The organism is Candidatus Blochmanniella vafra str. BVAF, from assembly GCF_000185985.2.
GTDB classification, from domain to species: Bacteria; Pseudomonadota; Gammaproteobacteria; order Enterobacterales; family Enterobacteriaceae; genus Blochmanniella; species Blochmanniella vafra.
Window position 1 is genome coordinate 86,374 of the sequence record NC_014909.2, and the last position, 18,388, is coordinate 104,761.

Below are 18,388 nucleotides of genomic sequence, written 5' to 3' on the forward strand. Positions count from 1 at the left end.
TAATTATTCATATTAATTTTAAAGGATGGTTATTATATTCATATAAATAAGCTTACATTAGCTGTTTGTAGGCTTTCAAGTTTATACTGTCTGTATTAATCACTATTAGTGATTAGTAAAATATTGTAATAGTATGAAGTATTGTTATTTTTAAATATATGTATTTTATTCGTTCTTAGAACGAGTATATGTATTAAAATCATTAACGAATAAAATTAATTAAATTATGGTATTATGCATAAATACATTGTGAATAATGAGACAATACGTATTAATTTTATATAATGAATCTCAAACTTTATTATTAGGAGCTAATTTAGCGAAAGTCTGTGTGCTGGGTTGTATTTTTTATTTACATGGGAATATAGGATCTGGAAAAACAACATTATGTAGAGGTTTTTTAAAAGCTTTAGGTTATACAAAATATGTAAAAAGTCCAACGTATACCTTAGTAGAGTTTTATTCGTTATCTAATAAACATATTTATCATATTGATTTATATCGATTACATTCAAAAGATGAATTAATCAATATGGGTATTTATGATTGTTTTGATAATAAATCTATCTTATTAATAGAATGGCCAAAATTAGAAGTTGATTGTTTACCTAATCCAGATATTTCAATAAGTATTGATTATTATAAGCACGAAACGTATCGACAAGTAGTTATTGTTACTTGTAGTAATATTGGCCAAATAATAGTAAATACTGCATTACATGCTGGATATTTTGAGTATGAAGTTAAAAAATAAAATAATATTTTTCATATTAATATTATCAAAATGTTTATTTTTTAATATAATTTATGCTTCGACAGCATTGCATTCGATTTATATAAAAAATAATATACGTCAATCTACAGTGATTATATATTGCAATACTACTGTACCTGAATATACAGTTTTTTATCTACATCATCCAGAAAGAATAGTAATAGATTTATTAAATATTCCTAATGTACAAAAAAAAAATACATTTCCGATAGCTTGCAATAAAAATAATTTAATTAAGTGTGTTCGTTCAAATACTTCTGTAAATTGTAATGGAACACGTATAGTATGTGATTTAAATCATCCATCTTATATAAAAGTAGTAATTCAAAAAAAAATAAAAAAAAACTATCAAGTTATCTTAAAAATTGTAAGAAAAACATCAATTGCATCTCATTTAAATGTACGTAATTTGTATAATAATATTATTCAACGTCAAAAGTCATGCATTACTACTATTTATTCAAAATTAATGGTAAGTAATGGAGATACTGACTCAGTAAAAGGAATAAATAATAGAAATAGTATTAGCCTTAGTAGTTCTAAGCATTATTTTAATAATAATAGTGGTGTTTATCATAGTAAGAGTCAAAATCAATTCCCTATTATCGTGGCGATTGATGCGGGTCATGGGGGACAAGATCCGGGCGCAATAGGTTTTCATGGAACATATGAAAAAAATATTACTCTTAGTATTGCAAAAAAATTAAAGAAATTATTAGATACTGATTTAAGATTTAAAGCTGTTATGATTAGAAATGGAGATAATTTTGTATCAATTACAGATCGAGCAGATTTAGCTAGAAAAAAAAGAGCAAATATATTAATTTCGATTCATACAGATGCTTCCGTAAATTCTAAGGTTAAAGGAGCTTCAGTATGGGTTTTATCTAATCACAGAGCACATATAGAAACGATTCATTGGTTAAAGTGTAAAGAAAAATATGCAGAACTTTTAGGAGGATTGGGTCAAATATTAAATAATTATCGAAATGATCCATATTTTCAATATTTAATTTTAGATTTGCAGTTTGGGTATACTCAAAAGGCTGGGTATAATATTGCGATGCACATGTTACATCAATTGAAGAATGTTGGAATTTTGCATAAAGATATCCCTGAATATTCTAGTTTTGGTGTATTAAGATCTCCTGATATTCCATCTATTTTAGTAGAAACTGGATTTATTAGTAATTTTAAAGAAGAGAAGTTACTTATAACTGATACGTATCAGAGAAAAATAGCTCAAGCTTTATATATGGGATTACGTGCGCATTTTTTAGTATTATTGCATCAGCATCAGCAAAAAATAATGTCAAACCATATATAATAAATATTATAAGATATATATATAAATTTAGGATGAATTATTGTTGTATAATTTTTTAAAATAAGCGGTTTAAATTAATCATTTACAAATTTTGTTATATTTTAATAATACGGATAATGTTTTATGCATTAGGTAAGAATAAAGAAAAATATAATATAATATTTGATACACATTAATTGTGTAAAAAAATATACTTTGACTACAACATGCAACAAGATAAAAAAAATAATATTATTATAAAGCAGAATATTTCTTTCCCGTTAATTATTTTTATAATGGGTCCTACAGCTTCTGGTAAAACGAGTTTAGTTATTGCTTTAAAAAAACGAAAATTAAAAATTAAAATTATTAGTGTTGATTCAGCTTTGGTATATAAAGGTATGAATATTGGTACATCTAAACCTTCTGTGTCTGAATTAGAAATTGCTCCACACAAACTTATAGATATTCGCGATCCATCGGATTGTTACTCTGTATCGGATTTTTATTGTGATGTAATTGTAGAGATAAAAAAAATTATAAAATCTGGTTATGTTCCTGTATTAGTAGGAGGAAGTATGTTGTACTTTAAAGTATTGTTGCAAGGTTTGTTAATATTACCAAAATCTGATGAAGTCATTCGTAATAATTTAAAATGTATTGCTCAAAAAATAGGTTGGATGAATGTATACAGAAAGCTTCAATATATTGATCCTGACGTGTCTAGAGCTATTCATTATAATGATCATAAAAGAATAATTAGAGCATTGGAAATATTTTTAATTTCTGGTAAAACGTTAACAGAATTGAAATCTAAATATAGATCTGCTACTTGTTTTACATCACAAAATAGAATATTACAGTTTGCCATTATGCCGTCAAGTCGAGAAATTTTACATAATCGTATTGAAAGGCGTTTTTATAAAATGTTAGAAATAGGATTTGAAAATGAAGTAAGAGTATTGTTTTCTAGATCGGATTTACATAATGATAAATCAAAAGCAGCAATTTCTTGTGTAGGGTACCGTCAAATGTGGGAATATTTATTAGGTAAAATTGAATATAATGATATGATATACCAAAGTATTTCAGCAACTAAGAGAGTAGCGAAGCAGCAGCTTACGTGGCTTCGATCTTGGTCTGATTTATATTGGGTAAACAGTGATTGTATATCTTGCGCCGTTGATGAAGTGTTATTGATTTTATCTCAGCAAATATATTGATATCCAATAAAATTAGTTATACTTGTGAAGTTAATTGATATTCTTGTTTATTTTATTCGTAAATGTTTATTTTTTATATACAAGAGAAAGTAAAGATATATTTATATTATAGTATAAATAATTGATTTTAGTGTGTGATTAGAGCTAAAGAAAGCAATGTTACATTTATTGAGTGAGTTAAATAGTAAGATATTTGTAGCAATGAAATTGTTGATCTTTTTTTTATTTTTGATTACAATGCACAACTATAGTTAAAATAGTGGTAGTTTTGATTGTGATTTATTTCTATAATTGTTAAGTCAAGGTTGTTTTATTATTTATTTTGAAAATAAAGAGGAATTTGATTTTTTTCATGTAAAAACGGTTTATGTTAGAAGTGTGATTGAATGTATTATTAATATAATTACTTAAAAATAAATATTTTGATCGAATAAGTAAAATTAACTGATGTATAAGTGCAAATATTGTAAATAATAACTTTTGAAAATTGAATTAATAAAATAGTTGAGGTTTTTAGATAAAATTTGAATTTTTATTATTGATATAATGATGTGGATAGTGCTATTTGATAACAGTAAATAAAATAAACAAAAATGCTATATTAGTGTATGTAGTACTTTCTAAATCAGAAGATATACCTTGGAATATAAAAGAGTTATTAGATTTAGCATATTCTTCTGACATTCAAGTATTGGATACTTTACTTGTAAAAAATTTAAGAATAGTTAATTCTAAATATTTTATCAGCAAGGGAAAAATATTAGAGCTTGAATCGAAGATTAAAGAGAATTTAGCATCTGTTGTATTGTTTAGTTGTATTTTATCCCCCAATCAAGAACGTAACTTAGTTAAGTTATTCGGTTGTAAAGTGATAGACAGAAATCAGCTGATTCTTAATATTTTTGCTGATCGTGCTCGTACGTACGAAGGTAAATTACAAGTACAATTAGCACAGTTACGTTATTTAAATTCTCGTTTAACTCATGAGTGGAATCATTTAGAGCGTCAAAAAGGAGGAATTGGGGTAAGAGGTGGGCCAGGAGAAATGCAGTTAGAAAATGATCGTCGTTTATTGAGTAAACGTATATTTCGGGTTTTATCGGATTTAAAAAAAATAGAGAATCAAAGAAAACAAAATAGACGTCATAGAGTAAAGATTGGTATTCCTACTATTTCTTTAGTAGGTTATACTAATGTTGGAAAATCTACTTTATTTAATATTATGACATCTGCGCACGTTGATACAGCTAAAAAATTATTTGTTACTCTTGATCCGACATTTAGAAGGATTGGGAAAAGAAAGAAGTCAAGCGCTATACTAGTCGATACAGTAGGTTTTATTCAAAATTTACCGAAAGATTTAATAACTTCTTTTAAATCTACATTACAAGAAACGGTAGAATCAACTTTATTATTACATGTGGTAGATGTGTCTAGTAACAAAATTAATCAACATATCAAGACAGTGAATGATATTTTAAGAGAAATAAATATTAAAAATATCCCTGTTCTTTTAATTATGAATAAAATTGATTTGATAGATAAAATAGAACCTCATATTGATCGTAATTTTGATGGGAGACCGATTCGAGTGTGGTTATCTGCTCATAATAGAGTAGGTATAGATTTATTAAATAAAGCTATTGATGAGTTATTGCCTAATAATATGGTTTCTTATAAATTAATGGTACCAATAAATAGTAGTTTATATCAGAAATTATATAAATTACAAGCGGTCACTCGATTTTATCATGGTAATGAAAATATGGCGAAATTAAAAGTAGATTTATCTTTTGAGGATTGGAATTATTTAACAAAATGTCATGGTTCTTTACATGATTATATTGTGTGATCAGTTGTATCAAACAGTATAAATAGTTATTAAATTATTAGGGTGACAAATGATGTGTAATTATTTTTGTGATGGTTGTAAATGTATACGTAAATTTTGGTATAATTATATGCACAGTAATTTAATGATTAATTTTTTGATTAAAAATAAAAAAAGATTGAAATTTAATATTTTTGATATATTTAAGTATTTAAATAAAATGATTTACACTTCTAATGAGTTTACTACTTATAATAATGATGATAAAGAATTTCCTAAAAATATATCGCCTTTAGTGATTGTTAGTATTATTGTTATAGTTATTGTTTTATGGGCTATGAGTGGATTTTATACTATTAAAGAAGCAGAAAGGGGAGTAATTTTAAGGTTTGGAAAATATCATCATTTAGTACAGCCTGGGTTAAACTGGAGGCCTAGTTTAATAGATTATGTCATACCTGTCAATGTTGAATCAGTGCGTGAATTAGCGGCATCTGGCATGATGCTAACTTCTGATGAAAATGTAGTTAGAGTGGAGATGAATGTTCAATATAAAGTAACTGATCCTAAAAATTATTTATTTAGTGTAACTAATGCAGATGATAGTTTACGTCAAGCTACTGATAGTGCATTACGTGGAGTGATTGGTAAATATAACATGGATCGAATTTTGACAGAAGGGCGTACAGTAGTTCGAAGTGATACTAGAAGAATTTTAGAAAAAACAATACACCCATATAATATGGGGATTAGTTTATTAGATGTAAATTTTCAGACTGCTCGCCCTCCAGAAGAGGTAAAAGCTGCATTTGATGATGCTATTGCAGCTAGAGAAAATGAGCAACAGTATATTCGTGAGGCTGAAGCTTATGCTAATGAGATACAACCTAAAGCTAATGGTCAAGCTCAGCGTATTTTAGAAGAAGGTCGCGCATATAAGGCTAAAACAATTTTAGAAGCTCAAGGAGAAGTGCAAAGATTTTTAAAAATTTTACCGGAGTATAAAGCGGCTCCTGAAATTACTAGAGAGAGATTATATATAAATTCTATGGAGCGTATATTAAGCAATACTAGAAAGATTTTTATTGATACAAAGAATACTAGTAATGTATTATTGTTTACTTCTGATCAAATAAATTTAAATAATCATGGTAAGAAAGGTGGTAGTGATTTAGAAAAAAATTTTAATTCAATAAAACAATCTAGTAAAAACAGATCTAGTATTAATATGAAAAAAAATTGTTCAGAGTTTAATTCTGAACATAACTTACCTCTTTATTTTAATTATATTGACAATAATTTTGCTGAAAAACAACTATTGGGTAAACGTCAATTAAATGTAGCAGAATGTGTTAATGTTATTAGGCCAGGAGCACAAGGAGTGGAATTGTAAAATGATACGAAATTTATTGTTATGTATTGCAATATGTACCTCGATGATATTATGTTTTTCGTTATTTACTGTCCAAGAAGGACATCGAGGCATTATTTTGCGTTTTGGGAAGGTATTACGGGATGAACATAAAAATCCGTTGATTTATTATCCTGGTTTGCATATTAGAATTCCTGTAATAGAAGCAGTAAAAATTTTTGATTCTCGAATTCAAACTATGAATAATCAAGCCGATCGTTTTGTTACTATGGAAAAAAAGGATTTGATTATTGATTCATATATTAAATGGCGTATTAGTGATTTGGGTCGTTATTATTTAGCTACGGGAGGAGGAGATGTTGCTCAAGCTGAAGTTTTAATTAAACGAAAATTTTCAGATAGATTACGATCTGAGTTAGGTAAGTTAAAAGTACAGGGTATTGTGACTGATTCTCGTAATCGATTAATGACAGATGTACGTTTATCATTAAATTATGGAACTGATGGAGAAGAGATGAGTGAATCTTTGTCAAGTGATGAATTATATTCGGGTATGTATAATATGTCACAAATGAAATATCGGAATAATTCTGATGAATATATGAATATAAATAGTATGACTGCTTTGGGGATTGAGATAGTTGATGTTCGGATTAAACAAATTAATTTACCGACAGAGGTATCTGATGCTATTTATCAGCGTATGCGTGCAGAACGGGATGCGGTAGCTCGTCGGCATCGTTCACAGGGACGGGAGGAATCAGAAAAATTAAGGGCAACGGCAGATTATGAAGCGACTCGAACTTTAGCAGAAGCTAAGCGTCAAGCTCTTATTATTAGGGGGGAAGCTGATGCTGAAACTGCTAAATTATATGCTAGAACTTTTAACGAAGATCCAAATTTTTATTCGTTAGTACGTACTTTAAAGGCTTATGAAAATAGTTTTAAAAGAAATAACAACGATCTCATGATTTTAAGCTCTGATTCTGATTTTTTACGATTAATGAGATCATCAAAAAATATATCTATACGATAATAGATTTATTATTCTATTCTTGTAGAATAAAAGAATAAATAGCACAAAGTAGAGAGAAATCAATCTAAATAAGATTATGTAATAAGTTATTATAGCGGAATTTTATTTTGTTTTGTAAATCACAATTATTATTAATAATGGCATATAAGAAGATATAGAATGGCACAAAATATTGTTGTATTAGGTACGCAGTGGGGAGATGAGGGTAAAGGGAAAATAGTAGATTTGTTAACTCCAGAAGCGCGATATGTGGTACGTTATCAAGGTGGGCATAATGCTGGACATACCATTATGATAAATCAAAAAACAATAACTTTGCATATTATTCCTTCTGGGATATTACATGAGGATGTGATTAATGTTATTGCTGGAGGTGTAGTATTGTCGCCTATTTCTTTTATAAAAGAAATAGAAAAATTAAAAGAATTAAATGTGTATGTAAATGAGCGTATATTTATTTCAGAGTCTTGCGCATTAGTGTTGCCTTATCATGTAGCAATGGATTTGTTAAGAGAAAAAAAAATATCCAGTCATATTACTACAATGCATACGTCGACTATTGAAAATTTAATAATTGGAACTACTGGATGCGGCATTGGTCCTGCTTATGAAGATAAAGCAGCGCGTAGGTCATTACGTGTAAGCGATTTATATAATAGTGTAAGTTTTGAAAATAAATTAAAACATGTTGCAGATTATTATAACTTCCAGTTAGAGAAATATTATCAGGTAGAACCTATTGATTATAAAGTTGTTTTAGATGAAATTATGTCAGTGTCTGATTCTTTAATTAATATGATTACGGATGTGCCAGAATTATTAGTAAATGCACGCAAAGAAGGGGAAAATGTTATTTTTGAAGGAGCTCAAGGGAGTTTATTAGATTTAAATTATGGAACTTATCCATATGTAACTTCTACTAATACTATCGCGGGAAGTGTAACGGTGGGAGTAGGAGTGGGTCCAAATTATATCGATAATGTTATAGGGGTTATAAAGTCTTATTCTACTAGAGTGGGATATGGGCCATTTCCTACTGAATTAGTAGATAATATAGGAGAGAGGTTGTGTGTGAATGGTAAGGAATTTGGCTCTACTACTGGAAGGCGTCGTCGTACTGGGTGGTTCGATGCGGTATTAGTTCGGTATGCTATTAAGATTAGCTCTATCACGTTTGGTTGTTTGACTAAAATAGACGTATTAGACGGGTTAGAAAAAATTAAAATTTGTGTTGCGTATCAATATCCTGATGGAGAGCTAACATATAATTTTCCATCTACTTTAGAAAAAATTGAAAATGTAACTCCAGTGTACGAAAGTTTATCTGGGTGGGCTAATGGGGCTGTATCTGGTATTAAACAATTTGATCAACTTCCAATAGAAGCTAAAAATTATGTTAAACGTATTGAAGAAATAATAGGAATATCAATCAATATTATTTCAACTGGATCAGATAGATCCATGAATATAATTTTAAAAAATCCATGGGATTAAAATATGTGGTCATGAATACATCTATTTAATCGGATGTATTCACGATATTTAAGTATGCAAGTAAAAGTATAAAGAAAAGTGACAGCACATATTATTGTAGTTATTGGTTTGTAGTTTTAATATGATGAAGTAAAGGTTATATCGATTATATGTATTACATATTTCATTAAAAAGATGAAGATACTAATATTTTTAGTGTGATTTTTTTAAAATTAATTTTTGTTTAATGATGATAGTGAAAATGAGTGAATTAGTATATGGAATACATGCGGTTCAATCAATTTTAGATAAAAATCCGTCTAATATACTTAGAATATATATTCTTGATAAATCAAGAAATTCTAAATTGGAGTTTTTGTTTAATCAAGGTGTTATCTTAAAAATTAAGATACAGGAGAAGACTCGTCGATGGTTGAATATTAAATCATCAGGGTCGTTGCATCAAGGCATTATAGCTGAAGTTAATAAAGTAATGTGTTTAAAAGAAAGTGATTTGTTACAGTTAATACAATGTTATAATAAGGTTCCTTTTTTATTAATATTAGATGGGATAACTGATCCTCATAATTTAGGAGCCTGTTTAAGATCTGCAGATGCAGCTGGGGTGCATATGGTAATAGCTCCACGTAATCGTTCGGCTTCTATTAATAGTACTGTAAGAAAAGTGTCTAGTGGTTCTGCAGATCATGTTGCTTTTTTAAGGGTAACAAATTTATTGAGAATTTTAAAATTACTTCAAAAATATGATATTTGGATTGTAGGAACAGTAGAAAAATCTGATAGAGAAATTTTTGATGCTAAATTAGTTGGCCCCTTGGCTTTAGTTATGGGGTCTGAAGGTTATGGAATGCGTCGCGTAACCAAGGAAAATTGCAATGAAATTATTAGTATTCCTATGTGTGGATTTACGTCATCTTTAAATGTATCTGTAGCTACAGGAATATGTTTATTTGAAGCGTTAAGACAACGTCGTAACTATTGTAGATAATTCATTTTATCTCTTTTGATTTTTGAGGTAATTATAGTGTGTAAAAGTAAAGTATATTGGGTATTGTCGAGAAATATTATATATAATGAATAAGTTATTTGTATTTGTTGTATAGAGATGTTGTTTGTTTGTGCACTCTGTAGCTCATCACAATGAGAGTGTATATGATGAAAAAAATATACAAGGATGTTTTAAAAGATAAAATAGAAATAAATTTGTTTAATAAAGGAAAATATTCATGCGTCATTATGAAATAGTTTTGATAATACATCCCAATTTTGGTGGTAAGATTGTTAATATAATTAATAATTATACTGAGATTATTATCAGTTCCGGAGGAAAGGTGCATCGAGTAGAAAATTGGGGGGACCGGCAATTAGCGTATTCAATAAAAAAATTAAGTAAAGCTTACTATGTTTTAATGAACATAGAAGTTTCTTTGAATGTTATTAATGAATTAAGTAATGATTTTCGATTTAATGAAGTTATTTTAAGGAATATAATAATGAAAACTAAAGATGCGAAAATTGATCCGTCTCCTATGATGAATAAAAAAGAAGATAGTAATAAGAATTGCAATGTTGATGAAATATATAAAACAAATTGAGTTTAGTTTTTTGTAGTAAATAAGTTTGATATGAATTACATACAATATGTTAATACATGGAGTGAATATGATTCTTCGTTATATACGTCATCGGAAGTTTTGTCGGTTTACGGCAGAAAAATGTACTGAAGTTGATTATAAGGATTTAGTTAAAATACAAAGTTCTATAATAGAAAATGGTAAGATAATTCCTAGTAGGATTACTGGAACACGATCTAAATATCAACGACAACTAGCTCGAGCTATTAAAATAGCTCGTTATTTGTCTTTGTTACCATATACTGACAAACATCAATAATTATTACATAGAGTAATTAAAATTTAAAATAGTCTGTGTGTGAAGGATTGAGGAATATATAATGAAGGTTATTTTATTAAATAGTATAAAAAAATTAGGTTTAGCTGGAGATGAAGTAGTTGTAAGATCGGGATATGCCAGAAATTTTTTGATTCCACAATCTAAAGCGATTTTATCTACTAAGGAAAACATCGAGTGTTTTAAGAAAAAGAAGTTAATGTTTGAAAATCAATTTCTTAAAAAAAAATTAGAAGCTGAATCTTGTGCAGAAATGATAAGTAAATTAGGTAGTATCACGATTACAGCTAAATCCAGTATTCAAGGAAAACTTTTTGGTTCAATAGGTCCAAAGGATATTGCTAAAGTGATTTCAGAATTAGTGGGGGTTAAAATTTATAAATCTCAAATTCGATTACCTGATCGTAATCCATTAAAATTTATAGGTAATTATAATATTAATATTCATATATATAATAAGATAAGTGTTACTTTGGAAGTGAAAATAATTAATTTACCATTATGTAAAAAAGATAATAATGAGTATGATGATAAAAAATAATAACAGCATGATTGATCAAATCAGTTATATTGCTCGTATAGCTGGATCAGAAATAATGAAAGTTTATTCTATAACTGATCGCATGAAGATAAATGTAAGAAAAAAAATAGATCAATCTTTTGTGACTAATGCCGATTTGTTTTCGAATCAAATAATTGTATCTTTTTTACAAAAATTAACTCCTAACATACCTATTATATCAGAAGAAAATCTGCCTGAATGGGAAGAGTGTAAAAAATGGAATTGTTTTTGGTTAGTTGATCCGTTAGATGGAACTAAAGAGTTTTTATCTCGAAATGGAGAGTTTACTGTAAATATTGCGTTTGTAGAATATGGAGAACCTGTGATGGGAGTGGTGTATGTACCAGTATATAACATATTGTATGCAGCAAGTAATAATAGAGCTTGGAAAGTCAATTCCATAGGACAACTAAAGTTATTGAATGTTATTTCAAATAAATTAAAAATTTATAAGAATCCTATTATAGTTATGAGTAGGAGCAAAATTACTGATTATCAACAAAAACTTTTAGACAATTATGTGATAAATATAAATAACTATAAGATTATTAATATTGGTTCATCTTTTAAATTTTGTTTAATTGCTGAAGGAATTGCTCAGTTTTATCCCAGATTTTCTTATACTAAAATTTGGGATACCGCTGCAGGGCATGCTGTGGCTAAATCCGCAGGAGCTTTTATTAATGACTGGAATGGCTATCCTTTAAATTATAAATATATTAACGAATATTTTTTAAATCCTGGATTTCAAGTATCATTATATTTATAGTAATTATATTGAAAGCTTGTCAAGACTATTTTTATATTTATGAATGTATACAAAAGTGAAAGTTATTTTATAGAAATATTCCTGAATCGATTTGAATAACTATTTTTACATATAAGATGTAAATATACAAATATCAGACTGGATGTCTTAAATAATATGGCCCATATATGATATGGGTAAATTTTTTTAGCTGTTATATACAATAGGATATAACATATTTATGGTATATTTTTTATAGTGTATCCTTATGTACGAATGATGAATATTGATTTGAATAATAATTATTAACACTAAAAGTAAAATTTTAGTATTGTGATGTCCATCATATACAATGGAAAGAATTATTGTAATAAAGTTATTATGTATTATGTTGTTGGTTTTGACTCCAATTTTTAGTAAATGTGAAATTCAAATAGAATTAGAGGGGTTAGATAGCAAATTAGAACTAGAATATAATATACGAAAAAAAATTGATCATTATATAGCACGTGACCTAGATTATTTAGGTGTGAATTTAAAAAATGAAATACATGATATAATTAAACTTAGTTTGAGATCTGCAGGTTATTATAATCCTAAAATTAGTATTGTTTTACTTCCTAAAAATATAGAAAATAATAAAAAATTAAATACTTTAATTATAAAGATATCTCTTGGAATGCCTATAAAGGTTATTCAGGTCAATATTAGTATATACGGAGATGGTAAAAATGATTTTGATTATCAAAATATAATAAAAGATAGTAAGTTATTTATTGGAAAACAGTTAAATCATCATGATTATGAACAACTTAAAAATAGATTGTATAATTTAGCTGTATCTAAAGGATATTTAGACGCTAAATTTCAGAAAAGTCAGTTAATTGTTATTCCTAAGTTGAATCAAAGTATTTGGAACATTAATTTTTTTAGTGGATGTCGATATATAATAGAAGAATTAAAATTTCAAGGAAGTCAAATTCAAGAGACTTATTTGAAAAATATATCTAATATAAGTATAGGAGAATATTATGATACTAAATCTATTATGGAGTTAACTCGACGTTTATCTTCTACCAATTGGTTTTGTTCCATTTGTACTTCTTCAAATTTAAATTCATGTGCGAAAAAAAAAAATTACTATTAAATGTGCTACTTACTCCAAATATTAAAAATAGTTTTGAAATTGGATCTGGATATTCGAATAATACAGGTCTTCGAGTTAAAATTATTTGGAAAAAACCATGGATAAATTCATACGGGCATAGTTTAGAAAATAGTTTTAGTATCTCAGCAACAGAGCAATTTGTTGATATAAATTATAAAATCCCGCTGTTTAATAATCCTTTAGAAGAATATTATTTATGCCAAGGAGGATGGGTTTATGAAAATAATATATATAACTTACAATCTCAGGTTGTTATGCTAAATATAGCACGATATTGGAAATGTATAGATGATGATTGGCAAAGAGTAATTAATTTATATTGGTATATTAATCATTGTTTTTGTAAAAATAATTTCATTAAAGACATAATGATAATTTGTCCTGGAATTAACATAAATCGAGTAAAAAAACGAGGAGATATGATCCCATATTGGGGAAATAGTCAACGTTATTCAGTAAATATATCAGCAAATTATTGGAAATCAGACATTGATTTTATTATTTTTAAAGCCCAAAATATTTGGATTCGCAACTTTTTTTCGAAAAATAGAATTATAATTAAAAGTGATTTAAATTGGGTGGAAGTGAATAATTTATCATATATTATTCCAGTATTTCGGTTTTTTTTTGATAAGAGTTTTGGTATTCGAGGCTATGAATATAAATTTGTATCGTCTTTTTATAATAGTTTTCAATATACAAAATCAATAATAAGTACTTTTGAATATCAATATAATATATGTAGTAAATTGTGGAGTGCTATTTTTATAGATTTTGGGGGACTTGGAAATAATATTAATTGGAAAAAAGATTTTAAGGCTGGGTTTGGAATGGGAGTACGTTGGCAATTACCAATAGGTCCTGTAAGACTAGATATAGCGATTCCATTAATAGGATTAGTTAGAATAAATCATAACTTATTACATTTTTATGTAAATTTAGGGCCTGAGTTGTAATTTTTATGCGAAGAATGTTTTTAATTTTATTATTCGGAATTGTTGTCTTATGTGGAGTTTTTGTATTTTTATTTGGGACAACTATAGGAACTAATTTAATATTTACAAGTATTACAAATCGAATTTCTGGATTAACTTTTGATTCTGTTTCAGGATTTTGGGGTAATTTTAATATTATGCGTATGGTGTATCATACGCCTGAACTAGGTGTAATAAAAGTTGATAAATGTAATATATCGGTAAATTTTAAGTATTTTTTAGTAAAAAAAATATATATAAATAATTTGTTGTTAACAGATGTTTATATAGATGGAAGAGAAAGTAACTTAGAACATGTTAGTGCAGAAAATATTGCAACAAATAAAATTTTTAGAAAAATTTTAAAGAATTATTCGATTATTTTAAAGAACATAGTATGCAATAATATTTGTATAATGTTAGATGAGATGGAATTTAAATTTCAAAACATTAATACTGGTTGTATTTTAAAAAATAATTTATTGCGAGTGTTGCCTTCTTATATCTCAGAGGGATTTGTTTTGTATAATTTTTTTTTAGATGATTCTTCAAATAAACAAACTAATATAACTTTGTATTCAGCACATTGGATAAAAGATTTATTTTGTATTAAAGATGTATTACGTAATTTAATTGATGATGTATTGATAGTGATTCGTAAAAAATATAAATTTTCTATAAATTTTGTGTTCACGGATATTCAAGGAAAAGATTTTAATTTTTTTTATAATTGTAAAAATAGATATGTAATCAATCGTTTTCAAATACAATTTTCTTGCATTAAGGAAGTAATAAATTCAAAATTTCATATTAATTCATCTTTGGGATATTGTAATGGTGTAGCTAATATTGTGTTAGGAAATCGATATCCAGTATATATAGTAGTTGATTATTATCATTATGCTTATCTTAAAAATTTGAATGATGATCAATTAGAACAAAAGGATCTAGGAAAAATTAAATTAATGATAACAGGATCATTAATTGATGAATTATGTGTAGATTGCGATATCTTAAATATTATTTCTTCTACAGTACATATATTAATGAAAATTAAGCTGAAGAATCCTACTACACCAATTAGATTATTGGTGATTGGAAGAAAAATTCCAATGTTTTCATTAGGAAGTAATAAATTGATTTTTGAAAATTTTAATTTTTTTTTAATAGGAAATACACGTAATTATTCTATTCAAATGCATTCTAATCTAGTTTGTTCAAAGATTGCAGTAAGGTACGTATCTATGCGTGCCCAAGGAAATTCTAATAGTTGTACTATTTCTGAATTAAAAATAAAGATGTTAAATGGATATTGTAAAATGATAGGAACAATTAAATGGGGAGGAGATAGGATTAGTTGGAACAATATATATTCATTTAATGACGTTAATGTGAATCAATATTTAAAATATTCAACAAAAGAATTGTCCAAAAAAATTATTACTCAAGACTTTGTTAATTTTAATGTTCAAAGATTAGCAGTATTATCGTATCCTTATCTTCAGGTATGTAGGGATGGAAGCATTAGCAATGATAATATTATCATACATAATAAATCGGTATTGACGGAAAGAATAAATAATCGGTGTAATATTTCTACATTTATATTAGAATCCCCCCTTGGTTCAGATAAAAAGGGAGGTGATAATATTTTAGATTTACAAGTAAGAGGAACGCATCAGAGTCGTATTTTTGGTGTTGCTCTAGAGGTTGATATGATAAATTGTTCTATTTTTTCTTCTGGGTTAAGTGGAAATTTAAGTATATATTTTGGGCTTCATGGAACAATTAATTCCCCTTTTATTTTATTACATATTCATGCTCAATCTTTAAATTGGAGAAGTAAGAATATTAGTATTGAAAAAATTCAAATTAATAGCAATATTAATTACGATGCATTAATGCAAAGTAATTTTTTTATAAAGTTAGATAAAGTGCAATGTAGAAAGTTTGCATTAAATGAATTACTTGTTCAAGGGATGGGTGATATTGTTAGACATTCTTTACGTATTATATTATATGATAAAGAATTGGTTGGGATAGTAAATTTAAATGGAGAATTTGATTTAGTTAATCCAAGTTGGAATGGCAGGCTTATTAATACTATTTTTTTCACTCCTATAGGGACGTGGAAATTGATAAACGATATGATTTTTAGTTATCAATACACATCCCATAAATTTGTTTTTAAAGCTCATTGTTGGGAAAGTAATTTTTGTCAGGTTTCCATTACTGATAGACTTCAAAGAAGTTTTTTAAAAAAAATATCTGTAATAATTAATAATTTTAATTTTATATTTTTAGATTTAAAATTAATAAAAAATGTAAATATATATAATATGCGTTTATATTTCAAGGATGTATATTGGAATTTTGGTGAAGTTTTACCTCAAGGTTCTATAGTTTATTCTATAACTCGGTTAGATATGTTATTTTGTGATAAGGAAAATATTGATTTTTATCATATTAAGGTTAATGATTTAATTTGTCATACGACATTTACTGCAACTAGTTTTTCTTGTGTTAGTTCAGCAGAAATAGAAAATGATAAGAGTTATTTAAAATTTTCAATTACTGATTTATATAATACTCCTAAAATTTCAGGAAATATAAGACTTGATGATATGAAAGTCGGCTCTTTTTTTTACTTGTTATTTCAATCAAAGGAATATATAAATGGATTGATTAATATGAATTTAAATTTTAAAGGATATTTAAATTCTCCTAAATTTTATGGGATGATTCAATTTAAAAATTGTGATTTTAATCAATCTAATTTCCCTTTTGTTGTGCAAGATGTTTTTTTACAAATTAATTTTTTTGGAAATTATGCGATATTGAATGGAGTAATACAGACAGAACATGGAGGACAATTATATTTAGATGGAAAATTAAATAGTTTGAATTCTTTTAAAAATATTCATTTAGTGTTAAATATAAAAGGAGAGCAAATTAATGTGCGCATTTCTTCTCCATCATTGTATGCCAAAATTTCTACTAATTTGATTTGTAAAATAACTACAAAGGGTATTGATTTAACAGGTCGTATAGATGTACCTTGGGCTAAAATTGAATTTCAAGAATTTTCAAGGAATGCAATAGAAATTTCTTCAGAAGAAATTTTATTAGATAGTAGTTGTTTACGTCCTACTTTAGTGAATAAGTCTAAAAATTTCGGCATATTTACTATTTCTAGTATTTTTATACATTTAGGTCATGATGTACATTTTAATGGTTTAGGTTTATATACTAAGTTGCAAGGTGATTTGGAAATTTCTTATACTAATAATAGTAATGATTTGTTGGTATTAGGTCATGTTAAAATGTTATCTGGTTATTTTAAAGCATATGGTATAAATTTGATAATAAAACAAGGACAAGTGTTATTTTCTGGAGCAGTTAATCAAGCATATCTTGATATTGAAGCTGTTAAAAGTGCTTCTTTTATATTAAATTCAAAAGATCCTGTTACTGTGGGTATTCATATTACTGGTGTTGTGGATCAGTTAAAATTAGAATTTTTATCTAACTCAGTATTATTATCTCAGCAAGAAATAGCGTCTTATTTGCTGGGAGAATATAATACAACTTTATCTAAATTGAATACTATTGGTAATAATACCATAACATCATTGTTAATAGGAATGGGTATAGAACGGTATGAAAAATTTATAGGGAAAATTGGTAGAGTTTTAGGAGTTCAAGATTTAACAATAAATACGCAAGATTTTATTGGTGGTGGATATACCAAATCATCTGTGGTAGCTTTAAGCGGGTATATAGCTCCTGGATTACAAATTAAATATGGGATTAGTATTGTTGATTTACTTACAACAGTAACAGTAAGGTATTGTATAAATCATCAGTTATATTTGGAAGCTACGTCTAGAGGACATGATCAAGCGTTAGATTTATTATATAAATTTAATTTTGGTTAAATACAATTTTAATAGTTAAAAATTATATCTAGAATTGCTTTAATACAAAC

15 protein-coding genes are annotated in these 18,388 nt (G+C 27.0%); all 15 read left to right on the top strand.

Annotated elements, in window-relative coordinates; all coding sequences use genetic code 11:
* The first annotated feature begins 256 nt into the window (after nucleotides 1-256).
* The 15 genes from tsaE to BVAF_RS00440 all read left to right on the top strand — a co-directional run bounded on the left by tsaE (nucleotide 257) and on the right by BVAF_RS00440 (nucleotide 18,338).
* Nucleotides 257-754: a tRNA (adenosine(37)-N6)-threonylcarbamoyltransferase complex ATPase subunit type 1 TsaE gene (tsaE, locus tag BVAF_RS00375; RefSeq protein WP_013516411.1), complete on the top strand. Its 498-nt coding sequence runs from the start codon at nucleotides 257-259 to the stop codon at nucleotides 752-754.
* Nucleotides 720-2,102 carry an N-acetylmuramoyl-L-alanine amidase gene (locus BVAF_RS00380; protein ID WP_236608350.1) on the top strand — a complete coding sequence of 461 codons (1,383 nt, stop codon included), beginning with the start codon at nucleotides 720-722 and terminating at the stop codon, nucleotides 2,100-2,102. The genes tsaE and BVAF_RS00380 overlap by 35 nt, the downstream gene beginning before the upstream one ends.
* Before the next feature lie 206 nt (nucleotides 2,103-2,308).
* The gene (gene miaA / locus BVAF_RS00385) at nucleotides 2,309-3,304 is read left to right on the top strand and encodes a tRNA (adenosine(37)-N6)-dimethylallyltransferase MiaA (RefSeq protein WP_013516413.1); all 996 of its coding nucleotides are present in this window, start codon (nucleotides 2,309-2,311) and stop codon (nucleotides 3,302-3,304) included.
* Nucleotides 3,305-3,869: 565 nt separating this feature from the next.
* Entirely contained in the window at nucleotides 3,870-5,156 is a 1,287-nt protein-coding gene (hflX, locus tag BVAF_RS00390) for a ribosome rescue GTPase HflX (protein WP_013516414.1), read from the top strand.
* A gap of 49 nt (nucleotides 5,157-5,205) precedes the next feature.
* Complete coding sequence (gene hflK, locus BVAF_RS00395; protein WP_013516415.1) at nucleotides 5,206-6,528, top strand: FtsH protease activity modulator HflK; 1,323 nt, start codon at nucleotides 5,206-5,208, stop codon at nucleotides 6,526-6,528.
* Nucleotides 6,529-6,571: 43 nt separating this feature from the next.
* Nucleotides 6,572-7,543: a protease modulator HflC gene (hflC, locus tag BVAF_RS00400; protein WP_236608351.1), complete on the top strand. Its 972-nt coding sequence runs from the start codon at nucleotides 6,572-6,574 to the stop codon at nucleotides 7,541-7,543.
* A gap of 159 nt (nucleotides 7,544-7,702) precedes the next feature.
* The gene (locus BVAF_RS00405) at nucleotides 7,703-9,037 is read left to right on the top strand and encodes an adenylosuccinate synthase (RefSeq protein ID WP_013516417.1); all 1,335 of its coding nucleotides are present in this window, start codon (nucleotides 7,703-7,705) and stop codon (nucleotides 9,035-9,037) included.
* Nucleotides 9,038-9,278: 241 nt separating this feature from the next.
* A complete protein-coding gene (gene rlmB / locus BVAF_RS00410; RefSeq protein ID WP_013516418.1) occupies nucleotides 9,279-10,025 on the top strand; it encodes a 23S rRNA (guanosine(2251)-2'-O)-methyltransferase RlmB in 747 nt (248 codons plus the stop codon).
* A 238-nt stretch (nucleotides 10,026-10,263) separates the two neighbouring features.
* Nucleotides 10,264-10,632: a 30S ribosomal protein S6 gene (rpsF, locus tag BVAF_RS00415; RefSeq protein WP_013516419.1), complete on the top strand. Its 369-nt coding sequence runs from the start codon at nucleotides 10,264-10,266 to the stop codon at nucleotides 10,630-10,632.
* A gap of 70 nt (nucleotides 10,633-10,702) precedes the next feature.
* On the top strand, nucleotides 10,703-10,930 hold the full coding sequence (rpsR, locus tag BVAF_RS00420; protein ID WP_044026155.1) for a 30S ribosomal protein S18: 228 nt from the start codon (nucleotides 10,703-10,705) through the stop codon (nucleotides 10,928-10,930).
* Between the two features lie 61 nt (nucleotides 10,931-10,991).
* Nucleotides 10,992-11,489, top strand: coding sequence for a 50S ribosomal protein L9 (gene rplI, locus BVAF_RS00425; RefSeq protein ID WP_013516421.1), 498 nt, complete (start codon nucleotides 10,992-10,994; stop codon nucleotides 11,487-11,489).
* Nucleotides 11,490-11,496: 7 nt separating this feature from the next.
* Entirely contained in the window at nucleotides 11,497-12,279 is a 783-nt protein-coding gene (gene cysQ / locus BVAF_RS00430; RefSeq protein ID WP_013516422.1) for a 3'(2'),5'-bisphosphate nucleotidase CysQ, read from the top strand.
* Nucleotides 12,280-12,610: 331 nt separating this feature from the next.
* Complete coding sequence (locus tag BVAF_RS03235; RefSeq protein ID WP_236608352.1) at nucleotides 12,611-13,405, top strand: BamA/TamA family outer membrane protein; 795 nt, start codon at nucleotides 12,611-12,613, stop codon at nucleotides 13,403-13,405.
* Nucleotides 13,378-14,382 carry an autotransporter assembly complex protein TamA gene (locus BVAF_RS03240; protein ID WP_236608353.1) on the top strand — a complete coding sequence of 335 codons (1,005 nt, stop codon included), beginning with the start codon at nucleotides 13,378-13,380 and terminating at the stop codon, nucleotides 14,380-14,382. Before BVAF_RS03235 ends, BVAF_RS03240 begins: the two co-directional genes overlap by 28 nt.
* 5 nt (nucleotides 14,383-14,387) lie before the next feature.
* The gene (locus tag BVAF_RS00440; RefSeq protein WP_013516424.1) at nucleotides 14,388-18,338 is read left to right on the top strand and encodes a translocation/assembly module TamB domain-containing protein; all 3,951 of its coding nucleotides are present in this window, start codon (nucleotides 14,388-14,390) and stop codon (nucleotides 18,336-18,338) included.
* The last annotated feature ends 50 nt before the right edge of the window (nucleotides 18,339-18,388 follow it).

Bases quoted from the DNA above. Each gene is read 5' to 3' on its own strand.
- tsaE (WP_013516411.1), top strand. From the start codon at position 257: ATGAGACAATACGTATTAATTTTATATAATGAATCTCAAACTTTATTA.
- BVAF_RS00380 (WP_236608350.1), top strand. From the start codon at position 720: ATGCTGGATATTTTGAGTATGAAGTTAAAAAATAAAATAATATTTTTC.
- miaA (WP_013516413.1), top strand. From the start codon at position 2,309: ATGCAACAAGATAAAAAAAATAATATTATTATAAAGCAGAATATTTCT.
- hflK (WP_013516415.1), top strand. From the start codon at position 5,206: ATGATGTGTAATTATTTTTGTGATGGTTGTAAATGTATACGTAAATTT.
- hflC (WP_236608351.1), top strand. From the start codon at position 6,572: ATGATATTATGTTTTTCGTTATTTACTGTCCAAGAAGGACATCGAGGC.
- BVAF_RS00405 (WP_013516417.1), top strand. From the start codon at position 7,703: ATGGCACAAAATATTGTTGTATTAGGTACGCAGTGGGGAGATGAGGGT.
- rlmB (WP_013516418.1), top strand. From the start codon at position 9,279: ATGAGTGAATTAGTATATGGAATACATGCGGTTCAATCAATTTTAGAT.
- rpsF (WP_013516419.1), top strand. From the start codon at position 10,264: ATGCGTCATTATGAAATAGTTTTGATAATACATCCCAATTTTGGTGGT.
- rplI (WP_013516421.1), top strand. From the start codon at position 10,992: ATGAAGGTTATTTTATTAAATAGTATAAAAAAATTAGGTTTAGCTGGA.
- cysQ (WP_013516422.1), top strand. From the start codon at position 11,497: ATGATTGATCAAATCAGTTATATTGCTCGTATAGCTGGATCAGAAATA.
- BVAF_RS03235 (WP_236608352.1), top strand. From the start codon at position 12,611: ATGGAAAGAATTATTGTAATAAAGTTATTATGTATTATGTTGTTGGTT.
- BVAF_RS03240 (WP_236608353.1), top strand. From the start codon at position 13,378: ATGTGCGAAAAAAAAAAATTACTATTAAATGTGCTACTTACTCCAAAT.
- BVAF_RS00440 (WP_013516424.1), top strand. From the start codon at position 14,388: ATGCGAAGAATGTTTTTAATTTTATTATTCGGAATTGTTGTCTTATGT.